This is a genomic window from Flavobacterium sp. R1_16, from assembly GCF_057652095.1.
In genome coordinates this window covers 189,674-210,804 of sequence record NZ_JBYFCG010000001.1, presented here as the reverse complement: position 1 = coordinate 210,804, position 21,131 = coordinate 189,674, and the positions used below count along the sequence as shown (strand labels likewise).

The window sequence follows — 21,131 nt, the reverse complement described above, 5'->3', positions numbered from 1 at the left end:
AAGAAATAATCAAAATACCAATTACTCGAAAACCAAGAAAAAACAACACTTTGTAACCGATTTTAATAAAATTGTTACATTTTTAACACTAACGCAATTATTAATTAATCCTAACTATGTCAAAAAAAAATAAGAAAAGATTTTTTTTGAAAAATAAATTCACAAACTAGGAAACCTCTTACTTTTTACTTTGAAATGAAAGCCTCTTAACTTTTTTCAATATTTTTGTAACAATCTAACAAACAAAATATAACCAATACAGTGTTTGCAAATTCTTCTATTTCAGATGTTAAGAAAAAATTAGAACACTATTGTGTTTATCAAGAACGTTGCCATGATGATGTACTACAAAAGTTGAGAGGTATGGCATTAAATTCAGATGAAATTGATGAAGTGATTGTACATCTCATAGAAAACAATTTCTTGAACGAAGAACGCTTTGCTTGCTGTTTTGCCAGAGGTAAATTTAGAATTAAAAAATGGGGTAAAATTCGAATTGTAAATGAGCTAAAATCTAGAACTATATCTCAATACAATATCAACACAGCCTTAAAGGAAATTGATGATGAAGAATATACAACTACTTTCCATTCACTTTCAGAAACAACTTGGGTTAACATTACGGAGAAAAACAAATTAAAAAAAAGAAAAAAATTCTGCGACTATCTACTTCGTAAAGGATTTGAAAGCCAATTAGTTTATGAAAAAGTAAAAGAACTAGAAATCTAATCTTTGCTTAAAAGTATACTAACAGCATTACCTCCAAATCCTACTGCGTTTATTAAGACCTTCTTAATTGATTTCCTGTTAGACTGTTGTATCGATGCAAAAGGAACTCCAATAAATTGTTGGTGTTGCATCATCAGTATTGCCATTTCAACATTCAACATCCCTGAAGCTCCAAAAGTGTGACCAATCATCCATTTGTTTGTAGTTAGCATAGGCAAATGGTTTCCAAATACTTTTTGGATGGCTTTATATTCTGTTAGATCTCCTGCCTTAGTTCCTGGTGCATGCATAACAATGACATCTACATCTGAAGGTTCAATGTCTTTTAGTGCCATTTTCATAGATTTTTGAAAACAAATAGCCTCAGTTGAAATAGAGATATTATGTTCTAAAATTTCCGTCGCGTATCCTACCCCTTCAATAAAAGCCAACGCACTATTAGATTTTCCTGTCTCCAAACAGCAAACAGCAGCTCCTTCTCCTAGAATAAGTGAATTGACCTCTTTCTCTAAATCAAATGCCTTACAAGGCCATTGATTGTGACCATCTTCATTTGTAGAAGCATAAATTTTAAGTGCTTTCATTTGAGCAATAGTAAAATCGGTCAATGGAGCTTCACTTCCTCCCACCAAAAATTTAGTTGCCATTCCTGAACGAAGCCAAGCCACTCCATTTAGCATCGCATGTAATGCGGTAGAACAGGTTATAGAATGTGAAATTTCAGGACCTTGAGATTGCAAATCATGGGCTACCCATGAAGAAATATTTCCTAAAGTTGTTGTTGGCGAGGCAAGAGTTTGAGCCTTACCCGTTGCTAAAAACTCCTGATGGTATTTTTCGAACAATTCTGTTGCTCCCCGAGAAGAACCTAAATTTACCCCAAAAACAGCATTTTTATCCCAGCCTGATTGAGCTACTGCCCTACGAGAAGCCGCAAGCGCATACAAAACTGACAAATCTAAAGACTTATATTTATGATCAAACTGTTTTAAATCTTCAATTTCTTTCTGACAATCTGAGTTTAAAATTGCTACAAACTCTTTTTGTTTGTTGAATTCTTTTGTAACAAAACAATGTTGGTTGGTAAGATACTTTTCCCAAACGGATTCTTTTGTATTTCCTAGAGGAGAAAGAGAGGCAATGGATACTATTGAAACCGTTTTAGGCAAAATTTTGTTTTTAAAATGAATAAATAAATCTTCTTCAAATTTATACTATTTCTAATGCTTTTTCAACAACTTCATAGACTTTTTCAAGTTGTTCATTTGTAATGATATAAGGAGGCAAAATATATATGATATTGCCAACAGGCCTGAGAATAATACCGCTTTCTATGAAAAAATCATATAATTTGTTTCGTAATTCTCCGTAGTATGAAGCTTTTGTTTCTGTTTCAATTTCTAATGCAAAAATAACACCTAGTACCCGAATTGTTTTTACTTTAGGATGTTGTGCTATCTTTTTTTGAAAAATCAGGTGTAGAGCATTTATTCTTTTAAGATTTTCTTGCATTATATTAGTTTGAAGCAACTCTAAACTTGCCAAAGCAGCAGCACAACCTGTCGGATTTGCAGTAAATGTATGTCCGTGAAATAAAGCTTTATTGACATCAGTATCTAAAAAACCATCGAAAATTTCCTGAGTAAAAGTAGTTAATGCCATTGGGATAGTCCCGCCAGTTAATGCTTTTGAAAGACACATCATATCGGGTTGTTCTTTTAAATAATTGCAAGCAAAAGTTTTACCTGTTTTACCAAACCCTGTCATCACCTCATCTGCAATGGTAAATACCTTATTTTCTTTGCATATAGCAATCAATCTATCTAGACTTTCTGGAGCATACATAATCATTCCTGCAGCGCCTTGACAAAGCGGTTCGAAAATAAAGGCCGCAAATTCATTGGTAGCAACCAGTTGTTCTAGAACCAATATACTCTCTGATTCTTTTCCCTCGATTGGAACTGGAATTCTAACAACCTCTAACAACGAACCCTGAAAGGCTTCCGTAAAAAAAGTAATTCCGCTGGAGGCCATCGCACCAAAGGTATCTCCATGAAAAGCATCCTCGAAGGCAATTATTTTCGTGCGTTTTTCATTTCTGTTATAATAAAATTGTAATGCCGATTTGATTGCCACTTCAACTGCTGTTGAACCATTATCAGAATAGAAGATTTTCTTTTGATTAGATGGCAAAATTTCCATCAACTTCTCCGCTAACAAAACTGCTGGTTTATTTGTAAAACCGCCAAACAGAACATGTTCCAATGTCGTTAATTGCTGGTAAATAGCATTGGCTATTACCTCATTCGAATGCCCATAGGGATTGACCCACCAAGAAGCTATTGCATCGATATATTCTTTACCATTTTCGTCCCAAAGCAATGCATCTTTCCCTTTTACAATCGCTGGAAATAGTCCTGTAGTTTGATGTTGGGTGTAAGGATGCCAATTGTATAAAGCGTCTTTTTCTGAAAGGGTCATTTAATAGCGATTTGAATTATAAACTTAAAAGGTTTTCTCTGAATAAATCAGCGTAATCTTGAATAACATTTCCATCAAAATAAGGCTCATTTTCTATTCTACCAATGCATTTCACCTTTGTTCTCTTTAAAATAATCGATTCTGTAGCATGATTTTCATCTCCTGAAAAAATGATTCCTGCAACCTCAATCTTTTTATTTTTCAATGCTTCAAAAGTTAATAAGGTGTGGTTGATACTTCCCAAATAATGCCTAGAAATAACAATTACCTTATAGTCATTTTGTATCAAATCTATTATGGAATCGGTATCATTAAGCGGAACTAAAATTCCTCCAGCGCCCTCTATAACTAAATGATTGGTTGTGGAAGGTTCTTTTATTTTTTTTACATCCAAAACAATTCCATCTAATGCAGCTGCATGATGTGGACTAGCAGGCGTATTCAATGCATAAGCATTAGAATGAAATTGAGATTTGCTGTTTGACACAAGAGCCTTAACCTTATCGGTATCAGAATAATGCAAATCACCCGACTGAATGGGTTTCCAATAATCCGCCTCTAAAGCTTGAACTACAATAGCTGAAGCAACAGTTTTGCCTACATCCGTTCCTATTCCTGTTATAAATAGTTTCATAAAATTAGCCTACGGATAATACTGATTTAACAGATAATCACTGATTTTTAAGGTTCTTTTTTCTATCGTTTGTATAAATTATACGTTTAAATTCTGGCTCTTCACCAAAGTTTAATAATAATCCTAATTCAATTTTGGTTGCTTTTAGATAGTTCATTAATTGTGCAACATGAACATTCATAAGTAAATCACAAGCTTTTAATTCAATGATAACTTTATTTTCAATTAATAAATCCGAATAATACTCGCCTATCAATTGTCCTTTAAAATAGACCTTTATTGGTGTTTGAGCTTCAACTTTATATCCTTTATTCTTTAATTCAAAATACATTGCATTTTGATATACTTTTTCTAAAAATCCATAGCCCAACTCATTATATATGTCGTAAAACACTTTTAGAATATCATCTGTAATTTGTTTGTGCAATAAACTACTCATATAAATCCGTTTTAATCCGTACAATCAGTTAAATCTGTGGGCACAAAACAAAAGTACTCAACAAACGTAAAACTTCCGAGATTTCTTTTTCTGAATTGTAACTATGCAAACAAAAACGCAATCGCTCCTGACCTTCAGGAACCGTTGGAGAAAGAATTGGCTTAACATCAAATCCCTTCTTTTGAATTTGTAAAGCAACATTCTTCACCGTTTCATTTCTAGGAATTATAGCACATTGTATGGCCGATTTACTATAGACAAATAATGATTTTAATCCTAATCTATTTTTCTCCTGATTAAAAATCTGAATGTTCTTTTTCAATTCTTGTAGTACACTATTCTCTTTATCCAAATGACGATAAGCAACTAAAATTGTTGCGACAGCATGAGGTGAAAGTCCTGTTGTATATATAAAACTACGCGAAAAATTAACCAAATAGCTTTTCAACTCCTGACTTCCTAAAACGGCTGCGCCATGACAACCCAAACCTTTTCCATAAGTCATTATTCGTGCAAAGACCTTATCTTGTAAACCTAAACTTTGAATTAAACCCTCTCCTCTTTCACCAAAAACACCAAGAGCATGTGCCTCATCGATAACCAAGTAACAATTCGTCTGTTCAGAAAGCCGAACCAATTCTTCCATGTTTGGAGTATCTCCATCCATTGAAAAAACACTTTCGGTAACTATATAAACTTCCGAGTCTTTCGTTTTAAATTTATGAATACCTTTTTCTAAATCCTCAAAGTCATTATGACGAAACCTGTAAGACTTTGCATTACTAATTTGGATTCCATCACGAATTGAAGCATGGCATAACTCATCATACAGAATAATATCATTACGTTGAGGAACCGAACTAAAGAAACCTATATTCGCGTCATAACCTGAATTGAAAATTAAAGCCGATTCACTTTGGTGAAATTGAGAGATATAATTCTCTGTTTCTTGATATAAAAGATGATTCCCAGAGAGTAATCGTGAGCCAGTAGCTCCGTTTGTTTTGATGTTGTTATCTAAAAGAAATTGATGTGTTTCGTGAAAAATTATTTCGTTTTTGGCAAAACCGATATAATCATTGGATGAAAAATCGACTAAACTGTTGCTAACAGCTAATTCCCTTAGAGCATTTTGCTGCCTTCGCTTTTCAAGTTTTTCGATAAGATTCTTTGGAAACTTCATCAAATAATTTTTTAAATATCTAATTTATAAAAATTCCTTTTAATAAAAAACGCTTGACAAATGTCAAGCGTTAGTATTGTGTATTTGAAATTAGTTAGTCAACTAAAACAATTACCTTATTATCTTTCATTTCAATAGTTCCTGAGTTAATGTCAAGTGTATAATTTTGATCATTAATTTTGGTAAATTTATTTTCAATTTCTTTTTCTAATTTAAAACTTGGAGCCGTAATCTTTACTGAACCTTCTTTTAGAGTAGAAACTATTGGAGCGTGAGAATTTAATATTTGGAAACTCCCACTTACCCCTGGCAAAGAAACCGAAGTAACTTCTCCTGAAAATAATTTAGCTTCTGGTGATACTATTTCTAAAATCATATTTTTTAAGTTAGAAGTCGGAAGTTAGAAGTTAGAAGTCTGAGAACTGCCAACTGTAAACTGCCAACCGATTTATGCTTCTGCTAACATTTTTTCTCCAGCCTCGATAGCGTCTTCTATAGTTCCTTTAAGGTTGAAAGCAGCTTCTGGCAAGTGGTCTAATTCACCATCGATAATCATGTTAAATCCTTTAATGGTATCTTTAATATCAACCAAAACTCCCGGAATACCTGTAAACTGTTCCGCTACGTGGAAAGGTTGAGACAAGAAACGTTGAACACGACGAGCTCTTGAAACAGCTAACTTATCATCTTCTGATAACTCTTCCATACCAAGAATAGCAATGATATCTTGTAATTGCTTGTATTTTTGAAGAATTTCTTTTACTCTTTGAGCACAATTATAGTGATCATCACCTAAAATATGAGGAGTCAAAATTCTAGAAGTTGAATCCAAAGGATCCACCGCTGGATAAATACCTAACTCAGCAATTTTACGAGATAATACTGTTGTTGCATCTAAGTGGGCGAAAGTCGTAGCTGGTGCAGGGTCAGTTAAGTCATCCGCAGGCACATATACCGCTTGTACAGAGGTGATAGAACCTTTATTTGTAGAAGTAATACGCTCTTGCATCGCACCCATCTCTGTTGCCAATGTTGGTTGGTATCCTACTGCAGATGGCATACGTCCTAAAAGTGCTGATACCTCAGAACCTGCTTGTGTAAAACGGAAGATGTTATCAACAAAGAACAATACATCTTTACCTTGGTCAGAACCTGCTCCATCACGGAAGTATTCTGCAATAGAAAGACCTGATAACGCTACTCGAGCACGAGCTCCTGGTGGCTCATTCATTTGTCCGAAAACAAAGGTCGCTTTTGAATCTCTCAATCCAAGTTTATCCACTTTTGACAAATCCCATCCTCCTTCTTCCATGGAGTGCATGAATTCCTCACCATATTTTATAATTCCTGACTCTAACATCTCACGAAGCAAGTCATTCCCTTCACGTGTTCTTTCTCCAACTCCAGCAAATACTGAAAGTCCACCGTGACCTTTTGCAATATTGTTAATCAACTCTTGAATCAATACTGTTTTACCTACTCCAGCACCACCGAACAATCCAATTTTACCTCCTTTTGCATACGGCTCAATCAAATCGATAACTTTAATTCCTGTAAATAAAACTTCTGATGAAGTCGATAAGTCCTCAAATTTTGGAGCAGGTCTGTGAATAGACAAACCATTCTCTCCTGTTTTTGGCAATTCACCTAAACCGTCTATTGCATCTCCAATTACATTAAATAATCGACCGTATACATCAGGTCCGATTGGCATTTGGATTGGATTTCCAGTTCCAACTACTTCATAACCTCTACTCAAACCGTCAGTTGAATCCATCGAGATAGTACGAACGATGTTTTCACCTATATGAGATTGTACTTCAAGTACTAATAAAGTACCGTCTTTTTTAGTGATTTCTAACGAATCATAAATTTTTGGAAGTTCAACATCAACGCCGTTGAATTCAACGTCAACTACTGGACCAATGATTTGCGCAACTTTTCCTATTACTTTTGACATTACTTATGTATTTATTAAATAGCTATTTAGGTTTATAAAACACATCTTACTGAATCGTATTTAGCAGATGCTTTTTTCAGAGTGCAAAGATAATTTTTTAAAATATAAAATCAATACAATTCAAATAAAAAAAACAGTTTTTTTAAAGATTTAATTATGAATGGATTAAAAACAAAAAACCATCCAACAAATGGATGGTTTTGAATGAATTAATACTACGTCTTATAAGTTTGGTGGGAATTGAATTCGATAATTACCCAAGTTCACTCCCTTGAAATTTGAACCAAATTTTTCATTGATAGCGTTCAAAAATTCATTAGCAATAAGCGCATAACCTCTTGGGCTTGGATGAATTCCGTCAAGAGAAAAAGCCCCTCCATATACATACGCTGAAGTTAAGGTGAAATTATTTCTTACAATACCTGTCGCTGACCCTAATTTAGTCATAATCGCTTTGGCATCTACAAATGCAATATTATATTCACTAGAATTGGCAATACTTTCAATAGTAGCATTGTAAGCATCAGTAGCTGTTTGAATTTCTGAAACTTCACTTGGTAATAGAACATATCTGTCAGGCAATGGGAAAGTAATTCCCAATTGAGCTAATGTTGGAGAAGGAGAAACAACTCCATCCAATTCTAAACTTGGAGCTTTTCCGATTCTTGAAGAAGCTGATAAGCAAATCAAGTCAGTTGGTTTTGTTTGTCTAGCTCTACCAAAAATTTGACCCAGTGCAGTTGCTGTAGGCACATCTAATCCTCCACCAACCAAGACTGCTGTTAAAGATGTTGATAAATCGGCAAGATTTTCATCTACCATTAACATTGGATTATTATCAGTTGCAGACAACACATTTATTCTATCACCTTGACCTAAAAAAGCCAATGCATTATGAAGTGGCCCGTATAGTTGAGCGTTGAGTGTACCTACTAAATTAGTCCCACCTATTGTTAGGTTAGCTTGTGTCAACTGGTTGTATTTTATTACATAAAAATAAGGTAAAGTAGTTACATACGGTAAGTTTGCTATTACTCCTTTTCTTCCACCTTCCGTTAATTGTGAAATGATACCTTTATAAGCAGCATCGAAGGTTGCAGGTGGAGTTAGTGGATTTACACTTGAATCACCGCCTGCAGTTGCATATCCTAACTCATCATTTCCACCAATCCATAAAGAAAAGAAAGTGGGGTTTTGCACTAAAGCGTCTCCAAGAACTGTTGCTGTTGGAGCTGATGCAAATCTTGCGAAATAAGGATTACCTGCCGAGCTTCCATAACCTGGAAATGCTAAATGTATTACTTTAGCCCCAGGAATACCCATGTTTGTAAATTGTCCTGATAATTTAGTAGAAATATCTGTTCCCGAAACACCAGAAACACTTGTTGGTGCCACTCCATTATAATATAATCTTGGGCCGTATCCTGCAATTTGTACACCTCCTAGATTGAAACCTCCTATATTATCACTCATGTATGGAGTTGTAAATTCTCCTCCTCCTACTAATGAAAATTGACTAGCTAAAATATTAGGATAAGCGCCCTTTTGTCCTTCTGCAAACAAAGCACCGTCGCTATATCCTGCCGCAAATGAATCTCCTAAAGCTACATATTTTGAAAAATCGGCAGTTCCAGAAGTTAACGGAGTCCCATCTGTTGAGTTAGGATCTTTTGTGACTTCATCATCATTGTTACAAGCTATAAAGGTTGCTGCAACCAATAATAGCCATTTGAAATTTTTTATCATATTGTTAAAGATTATATGTTTTACTAAAATGAATTATGGATTAATCGTCCAAGAAACAAAATACTGTTGTCCAATAGCACCAGCACCAAGCACTTGTTGATATTCTTTTCCTCCAAGATTTGCTGCCCCTATTTTAAGAGTTGATTTTAATTTTGGAATACCATAATTTACCTGTGCGTCTAATACGGTTGCCTCATCAATCATACCATCAACAAAGGTTGATTCCCATAAATATTCGCTATTCCATCTTGCACTGATGTTAAACCCGAAATTCTTAAATAATTTGTCATTACTTATTGACGCCTTAACTCTATGTTTCGGAGTATTGAAACCAGCCTCAAAGCTAGGGTCTTTTGATTGATCAAAATCAAATTGTGCGTAATTATAGTTAGCACCAAATTCAAAATCTTTATATACTTTTCTAGAAACTCCAAATCCAAAACCTAATGATTTAATTTCTATATCTGTATTTGTATACAATTGAAATGCTCTAAAATTACTGTTGGCTAAAGCGTGTAGTGTTTGAACTGGAGCACTTGTTGGTTGGGTAAAGTCAAAAGTCTCACTAGCCGTTCCATATAATGGCGCAACAACGTTAATATTACCAAGGAAATCATTGTAAATATTATAGTATCCATTAATGTCATATGAAAACCCTTTTAATTGACCTCTGTAGCCTAAATCAAATGCTTTAACCGTTTCTGGTTTAACATAACCTACATTTGTTTTTCTTAATAAAGCCGCAGCACCTGGAAGATTTGTTGGGTTTGCTGCTGCAAATGCCCCAAATTCTTGAGCTGAAGACGCTGTATAGGAATTAAAATAAGCTTTTTGCCCGTTCATTACTGCGGTTGTACCTCCTGCAAAAAATTGTCCTGTTGCAGTAGATACTGGTAATATTTCAGAATATCTATCTAAGTTGTCTGGCGCTGAACCTAGCAATACGGCATTCCCAATATTAAAACCAATATATTGGTCTTGAGTGGTTGGATTTCTGAAGCCTGTTTGAAAAGAGGCTCTAAAATTATGATTCTTTTCAGCACCTGCTGAATACACCGCCGAAACTCTTGGTGAAAAATTACCGTCAAAATTTTTAGATTTATCATATCGAACAGATCCTGTCAATTTTAATCGATCTTCCATCAATTTTTTCTGAACTTGAGTGTAAACACCATAGTCTGTATAGTTAATTTGACTATTAGCATCTGTGTAAATTCTTCCTCCAGAATTTAATTCATACAAACGATAAGAACCTCCAACTTGAATTTCAGCAAATTTTACTATATCTTTAAAATTATAGTTTGCATCCGAATGCCATATTCTCGAGTTATCTTGAAGTCTAGAACCAGTAAGCACATCTGGATCGGCTATTACTTTATTGAAAGCGGCTTTAAATTCTGGTGTTCCTGGTAAAAATCTGCCAGTATCAGCAACATTTCTTGCTGCAGCATGGGCTTGATTAGGAGTGGCCCCTCCTAAGGTAGCTTGAACATAGGCTCCTGCATATTCCCCAAACCATGTTTTATCATCTTTCCATTGTCTGTTAACATTTAAAGCAGTAAAAGTCATATCATACGATCTACCTCCGTCTTCAGTCGTTGTATATCCTCTAATAAAGAAATTTTTACCTTTCAATTCTAATTTATGCTGTTGCATAGTAAAATTATTCAGATAGTATCTATTGGCACCTTGATAAACGGTGTTTCCTGTTCCAAATTTACTTTGCCAAATAATCTCTGTATCATTCGCCCAAGGCTTAAAGTGGAGAGAAAAATCTACTTTAGCATTTTTTACTTTATTATCTGTCAAGTCCGTTTCATTATAACCCGTTCTACTTACGTTGTAATTTGGTAAAATATTATTGAATGCAACATACTGTGATTGCGTTATTTTACCAGCATCCAATAATCCCTTAGCAACTCCATTTAAGTTTGTCGTAGCCTCATCTCCATATACATTTATACCATTATAATTATAATAATTCCTATCTAATCCCACATTATTTACTAAATCTTTGTCTCTGTAATCAGTGGCGTACCAATCAGTACCTTTCATAAAAGTAAAATTAGCTTTTGCTGCAAAATGCTTAGAAAAAGCACGAGCAACTCTTACACCATAATCATAATATTCATTATTCCCCGCCGCTTTTTGGCTCGTTTGACCATATTTAGCATAGGCAGTAATTCCTTGATTAGTAAACGGACTTTGGCTATTCATGAATAAAATACCATTGAAAGCATTAGCTCCGTAAAGTGCAGAAGATGCCCCGGGCAATAGCTCTACATTTTGGACATCTATTTCGGAAACACCTATCAAATTTCCTAAAACGAAGTTTAACAATGGAGATGAGTTGTCCATTCCGTCTACTAATTGCATGAAACGCGTGTTGGCAACTGTAGCAAAACCTCTTGTATTAATTGATTTAAAGGACATACTACTGGTATTCATATGCACCTCTTTTAAATTTTCTAAACCATCATAAAAAGAAGGAGAAGCCGTTTTTTTAATTTCCTTAATCCCCATTCGTTCTATAGTTACTGGAGATTCTTTTATCCTCTCTGGTGTTCTTGAAGCTGAAACCACAATTTCATCTAGCTGAGTCTCTTCGTCAACAAGCGTAACCGAAACACTTTGGATACTGTTTTTGATTTCTATATTTTTTGAGCCATAACCTACACTTGTTACTTCTATGGTAAAAGGAGGCTTTTTTGATGTTGTCAGTTGGAATTTTCCATCGGAATCGGAAATTGTTCCTGCTGAATCTCCAAGAATTTTAACATTGGCTCCTGGAATGGGTTGTTTTTTTGCATCATTAACAACCCCTGAAATTGTTGTTTGAGCATAGGTTACACTGCACAAAAACAATGACACAATAAATAAATACATTTTCATTGGTTTATATTTTTTGGTTTATGATACCAAAGTACAACTATTTTTGATATTAATAAAAAAAGAGTAATTATATTTCGCTTATGACAATTATTCGATAAAATATATGATTATTTGATATATTGATTTTATTTAAACTTTATTTAGTATTTCTGTATAAATTATAAAAAAATACTATGCTTGCCTATTAAAAATCGTAAATATTTAAAAAAACCATAAAAAAAAGCGAGATTTAAAATCTCGCTTTTTTGCTTTTCTTGAAATGTTTATTTATTCGACCGTAACAGATTTTGCCAAGTTTCTTGGCTGATCTACATTACAACCTCTCATTACAGCAATGTGGTAAGACAATAATTGTAATGGAATTGTGGTTAACAATGGAGATAAAGCATCCGATGTATCTGGAATTTCAATGATGTAGTCGGCTAATTCGCGAACTTGCACATCTCCTTTTGTAACTACAGCGATAATTTTTCCGCTTCTAGATTTAATTTCTTGAATATTACTTACAACTTTATCGTAATGACCTTGTTTAGGTGCAATTACTATAACAGGCATGTGCTCGTCGATTAGAGCAATTGGACCGTGTTTCATTTCTGCAGCTGGATATCCTTCTGCATGTATGTAGGATATCTCTTTTAATTTTAGAGCTCCTTCTAATGCAACTGGAAAATTATACCCTCTCCCTAAATACAAGCAATTTGGTGCGTCTTTGAATTTTGCTGCGATTTCTTTTGCTTTATCATTAGTCAACAATGCTTCAGCTACTTTTTCAGGAATAATTTCTAATTCTTGTAAATATCTGTGAAAATCTGAATTTGAAAGTGTTCCTTTTGCCTTAGCTAAACGCAAAGCAATCATTGTTAAAACGGTAATTTGTGTCGTAAATGCTTTTGTAGAAGCCACTCCAATTTCTGGCCCAGCGTGCGTATAGGCACCCGCATGAGTCTCTCTTGAAATAGAAGATCCTACAACATTACAAACACCAAAAACAAATGCACCTTTCTCTTTGGCTAATTTTATTGCAGCAAGTGAATCTGCTGTTTCTCCTGATTGAGAAATGGCAATAACCACATCATTTTTGTTGATAATTGGATTTCTGTATCTAAATTCAGAAGCGTATTCAACTTCAACAGGTATTCTTGTAAACTCTTCTATGATATATTCGGCAACCAAACCAGCGTGCCATGAAGTTCCACAAGCTACTATTAATATTCTATCGGCATTGAGGAATTTTTCTAAATTATCTTCAACTCCAGCCATTTGGATAAGCCCTTGATTTGCATGGAGTCTTCCTCTATAAGTATCTTTAATAACATTGGGTTGTTCATAAATTTCTTTGAGCATAAAATGGTCGTAACCACCTTTCTCTATTTGCTCTAAATTCATTTGCAACTCCTGAACGTAAGGGTCTACCAATGTATCGTCTTTAATTTTTCTAATTTTTAGAGGCTTGTGTAATCTTACGATTGCCATCTCTTCATCCTCAAGATAGATTGCATTTGAAGTGTATTCAATAAATGGAGATGCATCTGAGGCAATAAAATATTCGTCTTCTCCAACACCAATTGCAAGTGGGCTTCCTAATCTAGCAACAACAATCTCATCAGGATTTTGTTTGTCGAAGACACATATTGCATATGCACCAACAACTTGATTTAGAGCTACCTGAACGGCTTTACCTAACTTCAGCTTTTCTTTTTTCTGAACTTCTTCAATTAAATTCACTAAAACTTCTGTATCGGTATCCGAATGAAAAACATAGCCTCTCTTAATTAATTCCTTTTTCAAAGGCTCATAATTTTCAATAATTCCGTTGTGAATTATGGCTAAATTTCCTGAATTAGACAAATGTGGATGTGAGTTAACATCGTTTGGAACTCCATGTGTTGCCCAACGCGTGTGCCCCATTCCTATGGTTCCATTAGTAGTAATTTCTTTTGAAATGTTTTCTAAATCTGAAACTTTACCTTTTGTCTTTGACAGTTTCAAATCTTGTCCGTCGTATAGTGTTAATCCAGCACTATCATACCCTCTATATTCTAATCGCTTAAGTCCTTTAATTATAATTGGATAAGCTTCTCTATGCCCTATATATCCTACTATTCCACACATACTTTAATTTTGTTTAGGTTCTGTATAATAAATTTCAAACTTCAATCTTTTGTCATCAGGAACATCAGAATTACTACCATATAAAATGGTTCCTAATGGATTTATTACTGATGCTGTTGGTATCTTTGTTATTTTTCCAGAATAAACTGGATTTGCTATTTTTTTGTTACTCACATCATTTATATTTTCGGTAACAACCAAACCTAATTGGACATTAGTTACTGTATCGTTTTTAACTAGGTTCCTGATATGATTTGTCAATTTTATCTTGTATTGAATCCCTTTTTTATCTGACCCAATTTTAATTATTCCTCCGTGCACATATTTATTATATTTCTGTGCTGACCGAGTTGTAATGTCTGTCGAGTAATCTGCTAATGGTTTCTTGTTATTTAAATCATACAAATAAATCCTATTTGGTTCGTATGATAGGTTGCTATTATCAATAGTAAACGTTAGAGAAGCATCATTTATTAACAAATTTCTTGCTCTGAGCTGTTCTAACTCATCAACACCAAAAAGACTAATTACCGCCATTGAGCCCTCACCACCTTTCAAATATAATTTTTTATCTCCTTCGACACTATTCGCAGAATTAACTGCGTTTGTATAATCAGTAAGATAATCGTTTTGAAACAAATTTACACTATTTCCTGATAAATTGAGTACTATCGTTTTATTAACCTTTGTAGTGTTAGAACTTGATGTATTCTCTTTGTAATATACTGTTATTGTTCCTCCTTTGAAATTCATCATTGCCAATTGCGTTGAAGAAGCTCCAGATTTTTCAACCTTGAAATACAATCCCCTAAAATAATTTTTAAAAACATCATTGGTCACTAACTTATCCGATGCCGCTGATGAAAAAATCTTGTTTTGGAAAAAATTCTTATCTAGATTCAACCTCATACTTGGCGCTGACCTTGTTATTACATTATCAGACTTACTATCCTTTGTATCTTCTCTTATCTCATTTTTGCTAAAAACAAATTCTTCATTTTCACTGTTAGAAGTGCTTGTATTTAAAAGTTGACCTTTGTAGGAATCAAAGAGACTATTTTGATTGGAATAATATGCCTGTTCTTCTAGAGTATTTGGGTCAATATCTCTCATAAAATAACCAGACTCGTACACTCCTAATTTAAGCTTTGAATCTGAAGGACCGTATATAGAATCTAATTCGTACTCGCCAGTAACACCATCCTCTTTCAGCTTTATTTTTGTACTGTAATAGGGAATCTTTAAAATTACACTATCAATTACAGGTGCTAAATCTAAATTAATGGTCGGATTGACGCTAGCCAATTGTACTTGAGTTACAAAATTTGCAGTTGTAGTCCCAAAAGCAGGATTATTGTATATCCCTAATGCATTTACATTAAGATTACTCGATTGAACGACACCGGTACTTTGATTAAATGCAAGCACCTGTTTTGTCTCACTTCTCAACGAAAAATTAGTATCGCCAACAAAATCGGTTCCAACTTCATTAAATCCTGAATCACATGATGTTAGTATTACAAGAGATAAAACGATTACAATACTTTTATAAAACAAATTGTTGTTCATAGTTTAGATTAATTTACTTACAATAATTCGCTTTTATAAAAATTAGTGTAGACCTCAGCGAATTTATCTTTCGGAGTGAAAGGTAAAAAAGGTTTCCCTGATGTCTCTATAAATTTTGTTAAACTTGGGGACATATTCTCTGATGCTATGATTAGCGCATCTGAGTGCATGATGCTCGCTTTTATAATATTCTCGTAATTAGGTGTTTCTAAATGAGAAATAGCCTCGAGTGGTATGTTGTCAAACTTTACTTTGTTGATCATTTCTAAGTCTAGATTTCCTTCAAAAGATTGACTGTAAACTGAAGTTACAATTTTAGTATTTGCAAACAATGCCTCATCCTTATAATAATGTTTCATATAGATTGGCAACATTGCGGCCATCCAGCCATGAACGTGAATGATATCTGGAACCCAATTCAGTTTTTTCACTGTTTCAACTACTCCTTTTGCAAAGAAAATTGCCCGTTCATCATTATCTGCATATAAAACACCTTCTTCGTCTGTAAAAGTTGCTTTTCTCTTAAAATACTCATCGTTATCTATAAAGTACACCTGTATACGTTCCTTAGGAATAGATGCTACTTTTATAATCAAAGGCATATCTAAATCGTTGACAACTAAATTCATACCCGACAACCTAATTACTTCATGCAATTGATGTCTTCTTTCATTAATGTTGCCATATCTTGGCATAAAAATTCGTATTTGTCCCCCTTGATCATTGATCATTTTTGGAACATCATAAGACATTAAAGAAACCTCATTTTCAGCTAGATAGGGCACCACTTCAGATGATACGTACAATATCCTCTTATCCTCCATATTGTAATTAACTTTACTTATTGTCAACAAAAACAGTGCAAATTTACAAAATTTTATGCAGTTATTAACTAAAATCTTAAGTTTGCACCCATTTCAATAGTAAAGATATGTTGGTTTTTAACAAAAAAGTCGAACTAATAGCCCATTTAAAAACGATTTCAAAGCAAGAAACCAGCATTGGCTTTGTTCCCACAATGGGCGCATTGCACAAAGGACACCTATCTTTACTGAAAGAATCTATTAAAAATAATAGCATTACCGTTATTAGTATTTTTGTGAATCCAACCCAATTTAGTAATTCAGAGGATTTACTAAACTATCCGAGAACCCAAAAAAGCGATATCGAAAAAATTAAAACCGTCTCTGAAGATATTATTCTTTATGCGCCAGCAGTTGAAGATATCTATGAAGAAAAAACGGTATCAGAGCATTTTGATTTTGACGGATTAGAAAATCAGATGGAAGGCAAGTTTAGAGCCGGTCATTTTGATGGAGTTGGAACCATTGTAAAACGTCTTTTTGAAATTGTGAAACCAACGAATGCTTATTTCGGAGAAAAAGATTTTCAACAGTTGCAAATCATAAAAAAAATGGTTTCAAAATTGAACATTCCTGTCAACATTGTAGGCTGTCCTATTCTCAGAGAATCAAATGGGCTAGCAATGAGCTCGCGAAACGAACGCTTATCCGATAAAGACAAACAATTTGCCAGCATTATCTACAAGACCATTTCAAAGGCGAGAATGCAATTCGAAACAAAAAGTGCGTCTATGATTTCCAAATGGGTAAATCGCCAATTTAAAAATATTCCCAATGTTGAATTGGAATACTTTCAAATTGCTGACGAAGCCACATTGCTACCTTGTATCAGAAAAAACAAAAACAAACAATACAGAGCCTTCATAGCCGTTTATATTAACAAAGTTCGGCTAATTGACACCATATCTTTAAATTAATTACTTTTGACCAATACAAATTGATGCTCTGGAATCAATACAATAACCATACAACCTCTTGAGAAACAAAATTGGCAAATGGCTTTCTATTCTTTTACCCGTTTTACTGGGGGTATTTTTGATTGTTTACACCTATCAAAAATTTACTCCTGAGCAAATTCTCGAAATAAAAGGATATTTTAAAAATGCTGATTATTCTTATATCTACATAGGTATTGTCATAGCTTTTTTAGGAAACGCTTCAAGAGCCTATCGCTGGAAATATGTATTGGAACACATGGGGTATACTACTTCATTCTATAACAACTTTATGGCAGTAAATATCAGTTATTTATTGAATTTAACTGTGCCAAAATCAGGTGAAATCTCAAGAGCATTGATTCTGAAAAAATACGAAAACATTCCTTTTGACAAGGGTTTTGGATCTATCGTTGCTGAGAGAATTATCGACATGTTCGTGCTTTTATTATTTATGGCATTAGCTGTCTTCTTACAATTTGATATCGTGAAATCTTTTATTTTAGATAAACTTCCACTTTTTAAAATAATACTTTATGGCTCCATCTGTCTTCTTTTAGGTATTGCAGCCATTTTGATTTACCTGTTCTCCAATGCAAAATGGGTTCAAATTGTAAAAAAGAAATTTTCAGGATTAAAAGAAGGCCTATTAAGCATCTTTCATATGAAAAAAAAGGTATTTTATATGTTGCACACCGCTTTCATTTGGTTTTCATATCTATTTACTTTTTACATTACTCTTTTTGTAATTCCTGAGACAAGTTCACTTGGCATTGGTGCTATCTGTTCCGCATTTGTAGTTGGCAGTATTGCGATTTCATTTACAAACAGCGGCTTTGGTTCCTATCCCTTTCTTTTATCTAAGATACTTTTATTTTATTCAGTTGCAGAAACGGCAGGAAACGCTTTTGGCTGGATTGTTTGGTCTTCACAAATGTTGTTAGTTGTTATTCTAGGAGCGTTCTCATTTTTATTTCTGCCGGTTTTTAATCGAAGCAAATAATTTATTATATTGCTAGTCTGTTTTTGACTATTACTTAACCACCAATTATATCAAAATGAAAAGACTATTTTTACTGTTCTTGTGTATCCAATCAACAGCTGTTTTCTCACAAAAAATCACAGAAGTTTTATCCTCATCAAGACTAAAAGAAGACAGAGAAATAACCATTGGTCTACCCGCATCCTACGAAAAAAATACTGGAAAAAATTATCCTTTATTAGTGTTATTAGACGGCGATTATTTGTTTGACCCTTTTCAAGGAGCATTAAACTATGGAACCTATTGGGATGATCTGCCGGAAATGATTATTGTTGGAATCAGTCAAAATAAAAACAGTGAACGTGAAACCGATTGTACTGTTGATGAAACAACTGGTTTACCTATAGAAAAAGGCGAAAAATTCTTCGAATTCATCGGCTTGGAACTTGTTCCCTATATTCAAAAAAAATACCGAACAAGCCCATTTCGAATTATTGCTGGACATGATATCACTGCTGGATTCTTGAATCTTTTCCTTTACAAAGACCAGCCCTTATTTAACGCCTACATTTCACTTAGCCCTGAACTAGCTCCAGGTATGGAAGAACAAATTCCTGAACGATTAGCATTAATCCAACAACAAATTTTTTATTACCAATCTACCGCTGATGGAGACGTAAAAAAAATGCAAAAGCGAATCAAAGCACTCGATAGCGAAACAAAGAAAATTAACAAGCCCACTCTGAATTATAAATTTGATGATTTTAAAGGCTCAACACATTATTCTCTGGTTTTGTATTCAATTCCTAATGCACTGTATCAATTTTTTGCTGCTTATCAACCCATATCAAATAATGAGTTCACAGAAAAAATCGCTACTTTACCCTCAGGATACGTAGACTATTTGATTGCTAAATATGATGTTTTAGAAAAAACACTCAATTTAAAAACTTCCATTAGAATCAACGATTTTAAAGCAATAGAAGCAGCAATCCTTAAAAATAAAGCGTATACAGAATTTGAAAAGTTAGCTGAATTAGCCCGAAAAAATTATCCCAAATCGATGTTGGCTGATTACCAATTAGGACTAATGTACGAAAAAACAAACGATTTAAAAAAAGCAATTAAATCGTATCAAAATGCATTTCAAAAAGAAGAAATTGGAGATTTAAACAAAGACATGATGCTTAACAAAGCAGAAGAATTAAAAGGCCAATTACCCTCAAAAGACCAAAAATCTAAAGAAGTTGTTGAACCAGCGATTGAAGAGCCAAAAGAAGAGAAAAAATCCGAATAACATTAATTAATATGTCTTTAATGATATGGTAAACAATGTGTTTTCTAACAATTATTATCTAAAAACCCCTCTTAATTTAATGCTTAAATCAATAAGAATCAAATAATTTGTTATATTGCTCATGTTTTTTATGGGTATTTAACAAATACATATAAAGTATGAAGAAAATATTTTTGTTCCTATCACTTCTATTTTGGGTTTACACATATTCACAGGTAACAAAAATTATGTATCCCTCTTTCAAATTAGGCGAAAAAAGAGAGGTTATTATTGGGCTTCCCGAATCATATGAAAAAAATCCCGATAAAAAATACCCATTAATACTTCTGCTTGATGGTGATTACTTATTCGATCCTTTCCATGGTGAATTGTGTTATGGTGCTTTTTGGGATGATTATCCCGAAGTTATTCTTGTAGGAATAAGTCAAAACAAAAATGACGAACGTGAATCTGACTCGACAGTTGGAGAAACCGATGGACTACCTATTGATCAAGGAAGTTCTTTTTTTGAATTCGTTGGAGTTGAATTAATTCCCTACCTACATGAAAAATACAGAATTGCTCCCTTCAAAGCTATAGCGGGGCACGATACAACCGCTGGATTTTTAAACTTTTTTTTATACAAAGATCAACCGCTATTTGACGGCTATATTTCCATGAGTCCTGCATTAGTTAACGGCATGAAAAAGAGAATTCCAGAACGATTAACTGATATTAGTAAGCCTATTTTCTACTATCAATCTACCGCTGATGGTGATGTAAAAAGAATGCAAACAAGAATAAAAGAATTGGATAGCGAGATAAAAGTGGTGCCAAATACCAAATTAAATTATCTCTTTAATGACTTTAAAGATGAAAATCACTATTCTTTGGTGTCCCATTCCATTCCCAATGCTTTACGTCAATTTTTTTCTGTATACAGTCCAATTTCAACAAAAGAATTTTTAAATACAATTGCTAAAATGCCTTCTGGTTACGTAAATTATTTAACCAACAAATATGAAACCATTAAAAAATCCTTAGGGATTAAAATGATTATTCGAATCAACGATTTTAGAGCGATTGAGGCGGCAATATTAAAAAATAATGCTTATGATGAATTTGAAAAATTATCAGATTTAGCTAAACGAGATTACCCAACATCCATGTTAAGTGATTATTATTTAGCACTCATGTATGAAAAGAAAGGTGATGTAAAAAAAGCTGTTAAATCCTATAGAGATGCCTTTACAAAAGCTGAAATAAGAGATTTAACCAAAGACATGATGCTTGAAAAAGCAGATGAACTCAAACACCCGTAAATTCTTTT

Annotated in this window: 17 protein-coding genes; 5 read left to right on the top strand and 12 right to left on the bottom strand. The window is 33.7% G+C overall.

Features of this window, described 5'->3' with window-relative positions:
• The first annotated feature begins 261 nt into the window (after positions 1–261).
• Entirely contained in the window at positions 262–729 is a 468-nt protein-coding gene (locus AC23L6_RS00900) for a regulatory protein RecX (RefSeq protein WP_487560411.1), read from the top strand.
• Here the strand turns inward: AC23L6_RS00900 and AC23L6_RS00895 are convergent.
• From AC23L6_RS00895 to AC23L6_RS00840, 12 genes are all read right to left on the bottom strand, one after another.
• Positions 726–1,898 (bottom strand): beta-ketoacyl synthase N-terminal-like domain-containing protein, encoded by a 1,173-nt coding sequence (locus AC23L6_RS00895; RefSeq protein ID WP_487560410.1) that lies wholly within the window; start codon positions 1,896–1,898, stop codon positions 726–728. The two genes, AC23L6_RS00900 and AC23L6_RS00895, sit on opposite strands and share 4 nt — an antisense overlap.
• 40 nt (positions 1,899–1,938) lie before the next feature.
• Positions 1,939–3,210 carry an adenosylmethionine--8-amino-7-oxononanoate transaminase gene (bioA, locus tag AC23L6_RS00890; RefSeq protein WP_487560409.1) on the bottom strand — a complete coding sequence of 424 codons (1,272 nt, stop codon included), beginning with the start codon at positions 3,208–3,210 and terminating at the stop codon, positions 1,939–1,941.
• Positions 3,211–3,226: 16 nt separating this feature from the next.
• Positions 3,227–3,844 (bottom strand): dethiobiotin synthase, encoded by a 618-nt coding sequence (gene bioD, locus AC23L6_RS00885; RefSeq protein ID WP_487560408.1) that lies wholly within the window; start codon positions 3,842–3,844, stop codon positions 3,227–3,229.
• Between the two features lie 37 nt (positions 3,845–3,881).
• Positions 3,882–4,283: a GxxExxY protein gene (locus AC23L6_RS00880; protein WP_487560407.1), complete on the bottom strand. Its 402-nt coding sequence runs from the start codon at positions 4,281–4,283 to the stop codon at positions 3,882–3,884.
• Positions 4,284–4,311: 28 nt separating this feature from the next.
• On the bottom strand, positions 4,312–5,466 hold the full coding sequence (locus AC23L6_RS00875; RefSeq protein ID WP_487560405.1) for an aminotransferase class I/II-fold pyridoxal phosphate-dependent enzyme: 1,155 nt from the start codon (positions 5,464–5,466) through the stop codon (positions 4,312–4,314).
• 94 nt (positions 5,467–5,560) lie between these two features.
• Positions 5,561–5,842 carry a F0F1 ATP synthase subunit delta/epsilon gene (locus tag AC23L6_RS00870; protein ID WP_487560404.1) on the bottom strand — a complete coding sequence of 94 codons (282 nt, stop codon included), beginning with the start codon at positions 5,840–5,842 and terminating at the stop codon, positions 5,561–5,563.
• Positions 5,843–5,914: 72 nt separating this feature from the next.
• Positions 5,915–7,426, bottom strand: a complete 1,512-nt coding sequence (atpD, locus tag AC23L6_RS00865; protein WP_487560403.1) for a F0F1 ATP synthase subunit beta — start codon at positions 7,424–7,426, stop codon at positions 5,915–5,917.
• Between the two features lie 222 nt (positions 7,427–7,648).
• Positions 7,649–9,172, bottom strand: a complete 1,524-nt coding sequence (locus tag AC23L6_RS00860) for an SGNH/GDSL hydrolase family protein (RefSeq protein ID WP_487560402.1) — start codon at positions 9,170–9,172, stop codon at positions 7,649–7,651.
• 33 nt (positions 9,173–9,205) lie between these two features.
• Positions 9,206–12,064 carry a TonB-dependent receptor domain-containing protein gene (locus AC23L6_RS00855; protein WP_487560401.1) on the bottom strand — a complete coding sequence of 953 codons (2,859 nt, stop codon included), beginning with the start codon at positions 12,062–12,064 and terminating at the stop codon, positions 9,206–9,208.
• 267 nt (positions 12,065–12,331) lie between these two features.
• A complete protein-coding gene (gene glmS / locus AC23L6_RS00850) occupies positions 12,332–14,176 on the bottom strand; it encodes a glutamine--fructose-6-phosphate transaminase (isomerizing) (protein WP_487560400.1) in 1,845 nt (614 codons plus the stop codon).
• A gap of 3 nt (positions 14,177–14,179) precedes the next feature.
• Positions 14,180–15,745, bottom strand: coding sequence for a BamH family beta-barrel-assembly machinery protein (bamH, locus tag AC23L6_RS00845; RefSeq protein WP_487560399.1), 1,566 nt, complete (start codon positions 15,743–15,745; stop codon positions 14,180–14,182).
• Between the two features lie 17 nt (positions 15,746–15,762).
• Complete coding sequence (locus AC23L6_RS00840) at positions 15,763–16,569, bottom strand: glycogen/starch synthase (RefSeq protein ID WP_487560398.1); 807 nt, start codon at positions 16,567–16,569, stop codon at positions 15,763–15,765.
• A 107-nt stretch (positions 16,570–16,676) separates the two neighbouring features.
• Here AC23L6_RS00840 and panC point away from each other — a divergent pair, with 107 nt between their 5' ends.
• The 4 genes from panC to AC23L6_RS00820 all read left to right on the top strand — a co-directional run bounded on the left by panC (position 16,677) and on the right by AC23L6_RS00820 (position 21,123).
• Positions 16,677–17,525 carry a pantoate--beta-alanine ligase gene (gene panC, locus AC23L6_RS00835; RefSeq protein ID WP_487560397.1) on the top strand — a complete coding sequence of 283 codons (849 nt, stop codon included), beginning with the start codon at positions 16,677–16,679 and terminating at the stop codon, positions 17,523–17,525.
• A 58-nt stretch (positions 17,526–17,583) separates the two neighbouring features.
• Entirely contained in the window at positions 17,584–18,546 is a 963-nt protein-coding gene (locus tag AC23L6_RS00830) for a lysylphosphatidylglycerol synthase transmembrane domain-containing protein (protein ID WP_487560396.1), read from the top strand.
• A 55-nt stretch (positions 18,547–18,601) separates the two neighbouring features.
• Positions 18,602–19,822, top strand: coding sequence for an alpha/beta hydrolase-fold protein (locus AC23L6_RS00825; protein ID WP_487560395.1), 1,221 nt, complete (start codon positions 18,602–18,604; stop codon positions 19,820–19,822).
• Between the two features lie 158 nt (positions 19,823–19,980).
• Positions 19,981–21,123 (top strand): alpha/beta hydrolase, encoded by a 1,143-nt coding sequence (locus tag AC23L6_RS00820; RefSeq protein ID WP_487560394.1) that lies wholly within the window; start codon positions 19,981–19,983, stop codon positions 21,121–21,123.
• The last annotated feature ends 8 nt before the right edge of the window (positions 21,124–21,131 follow it).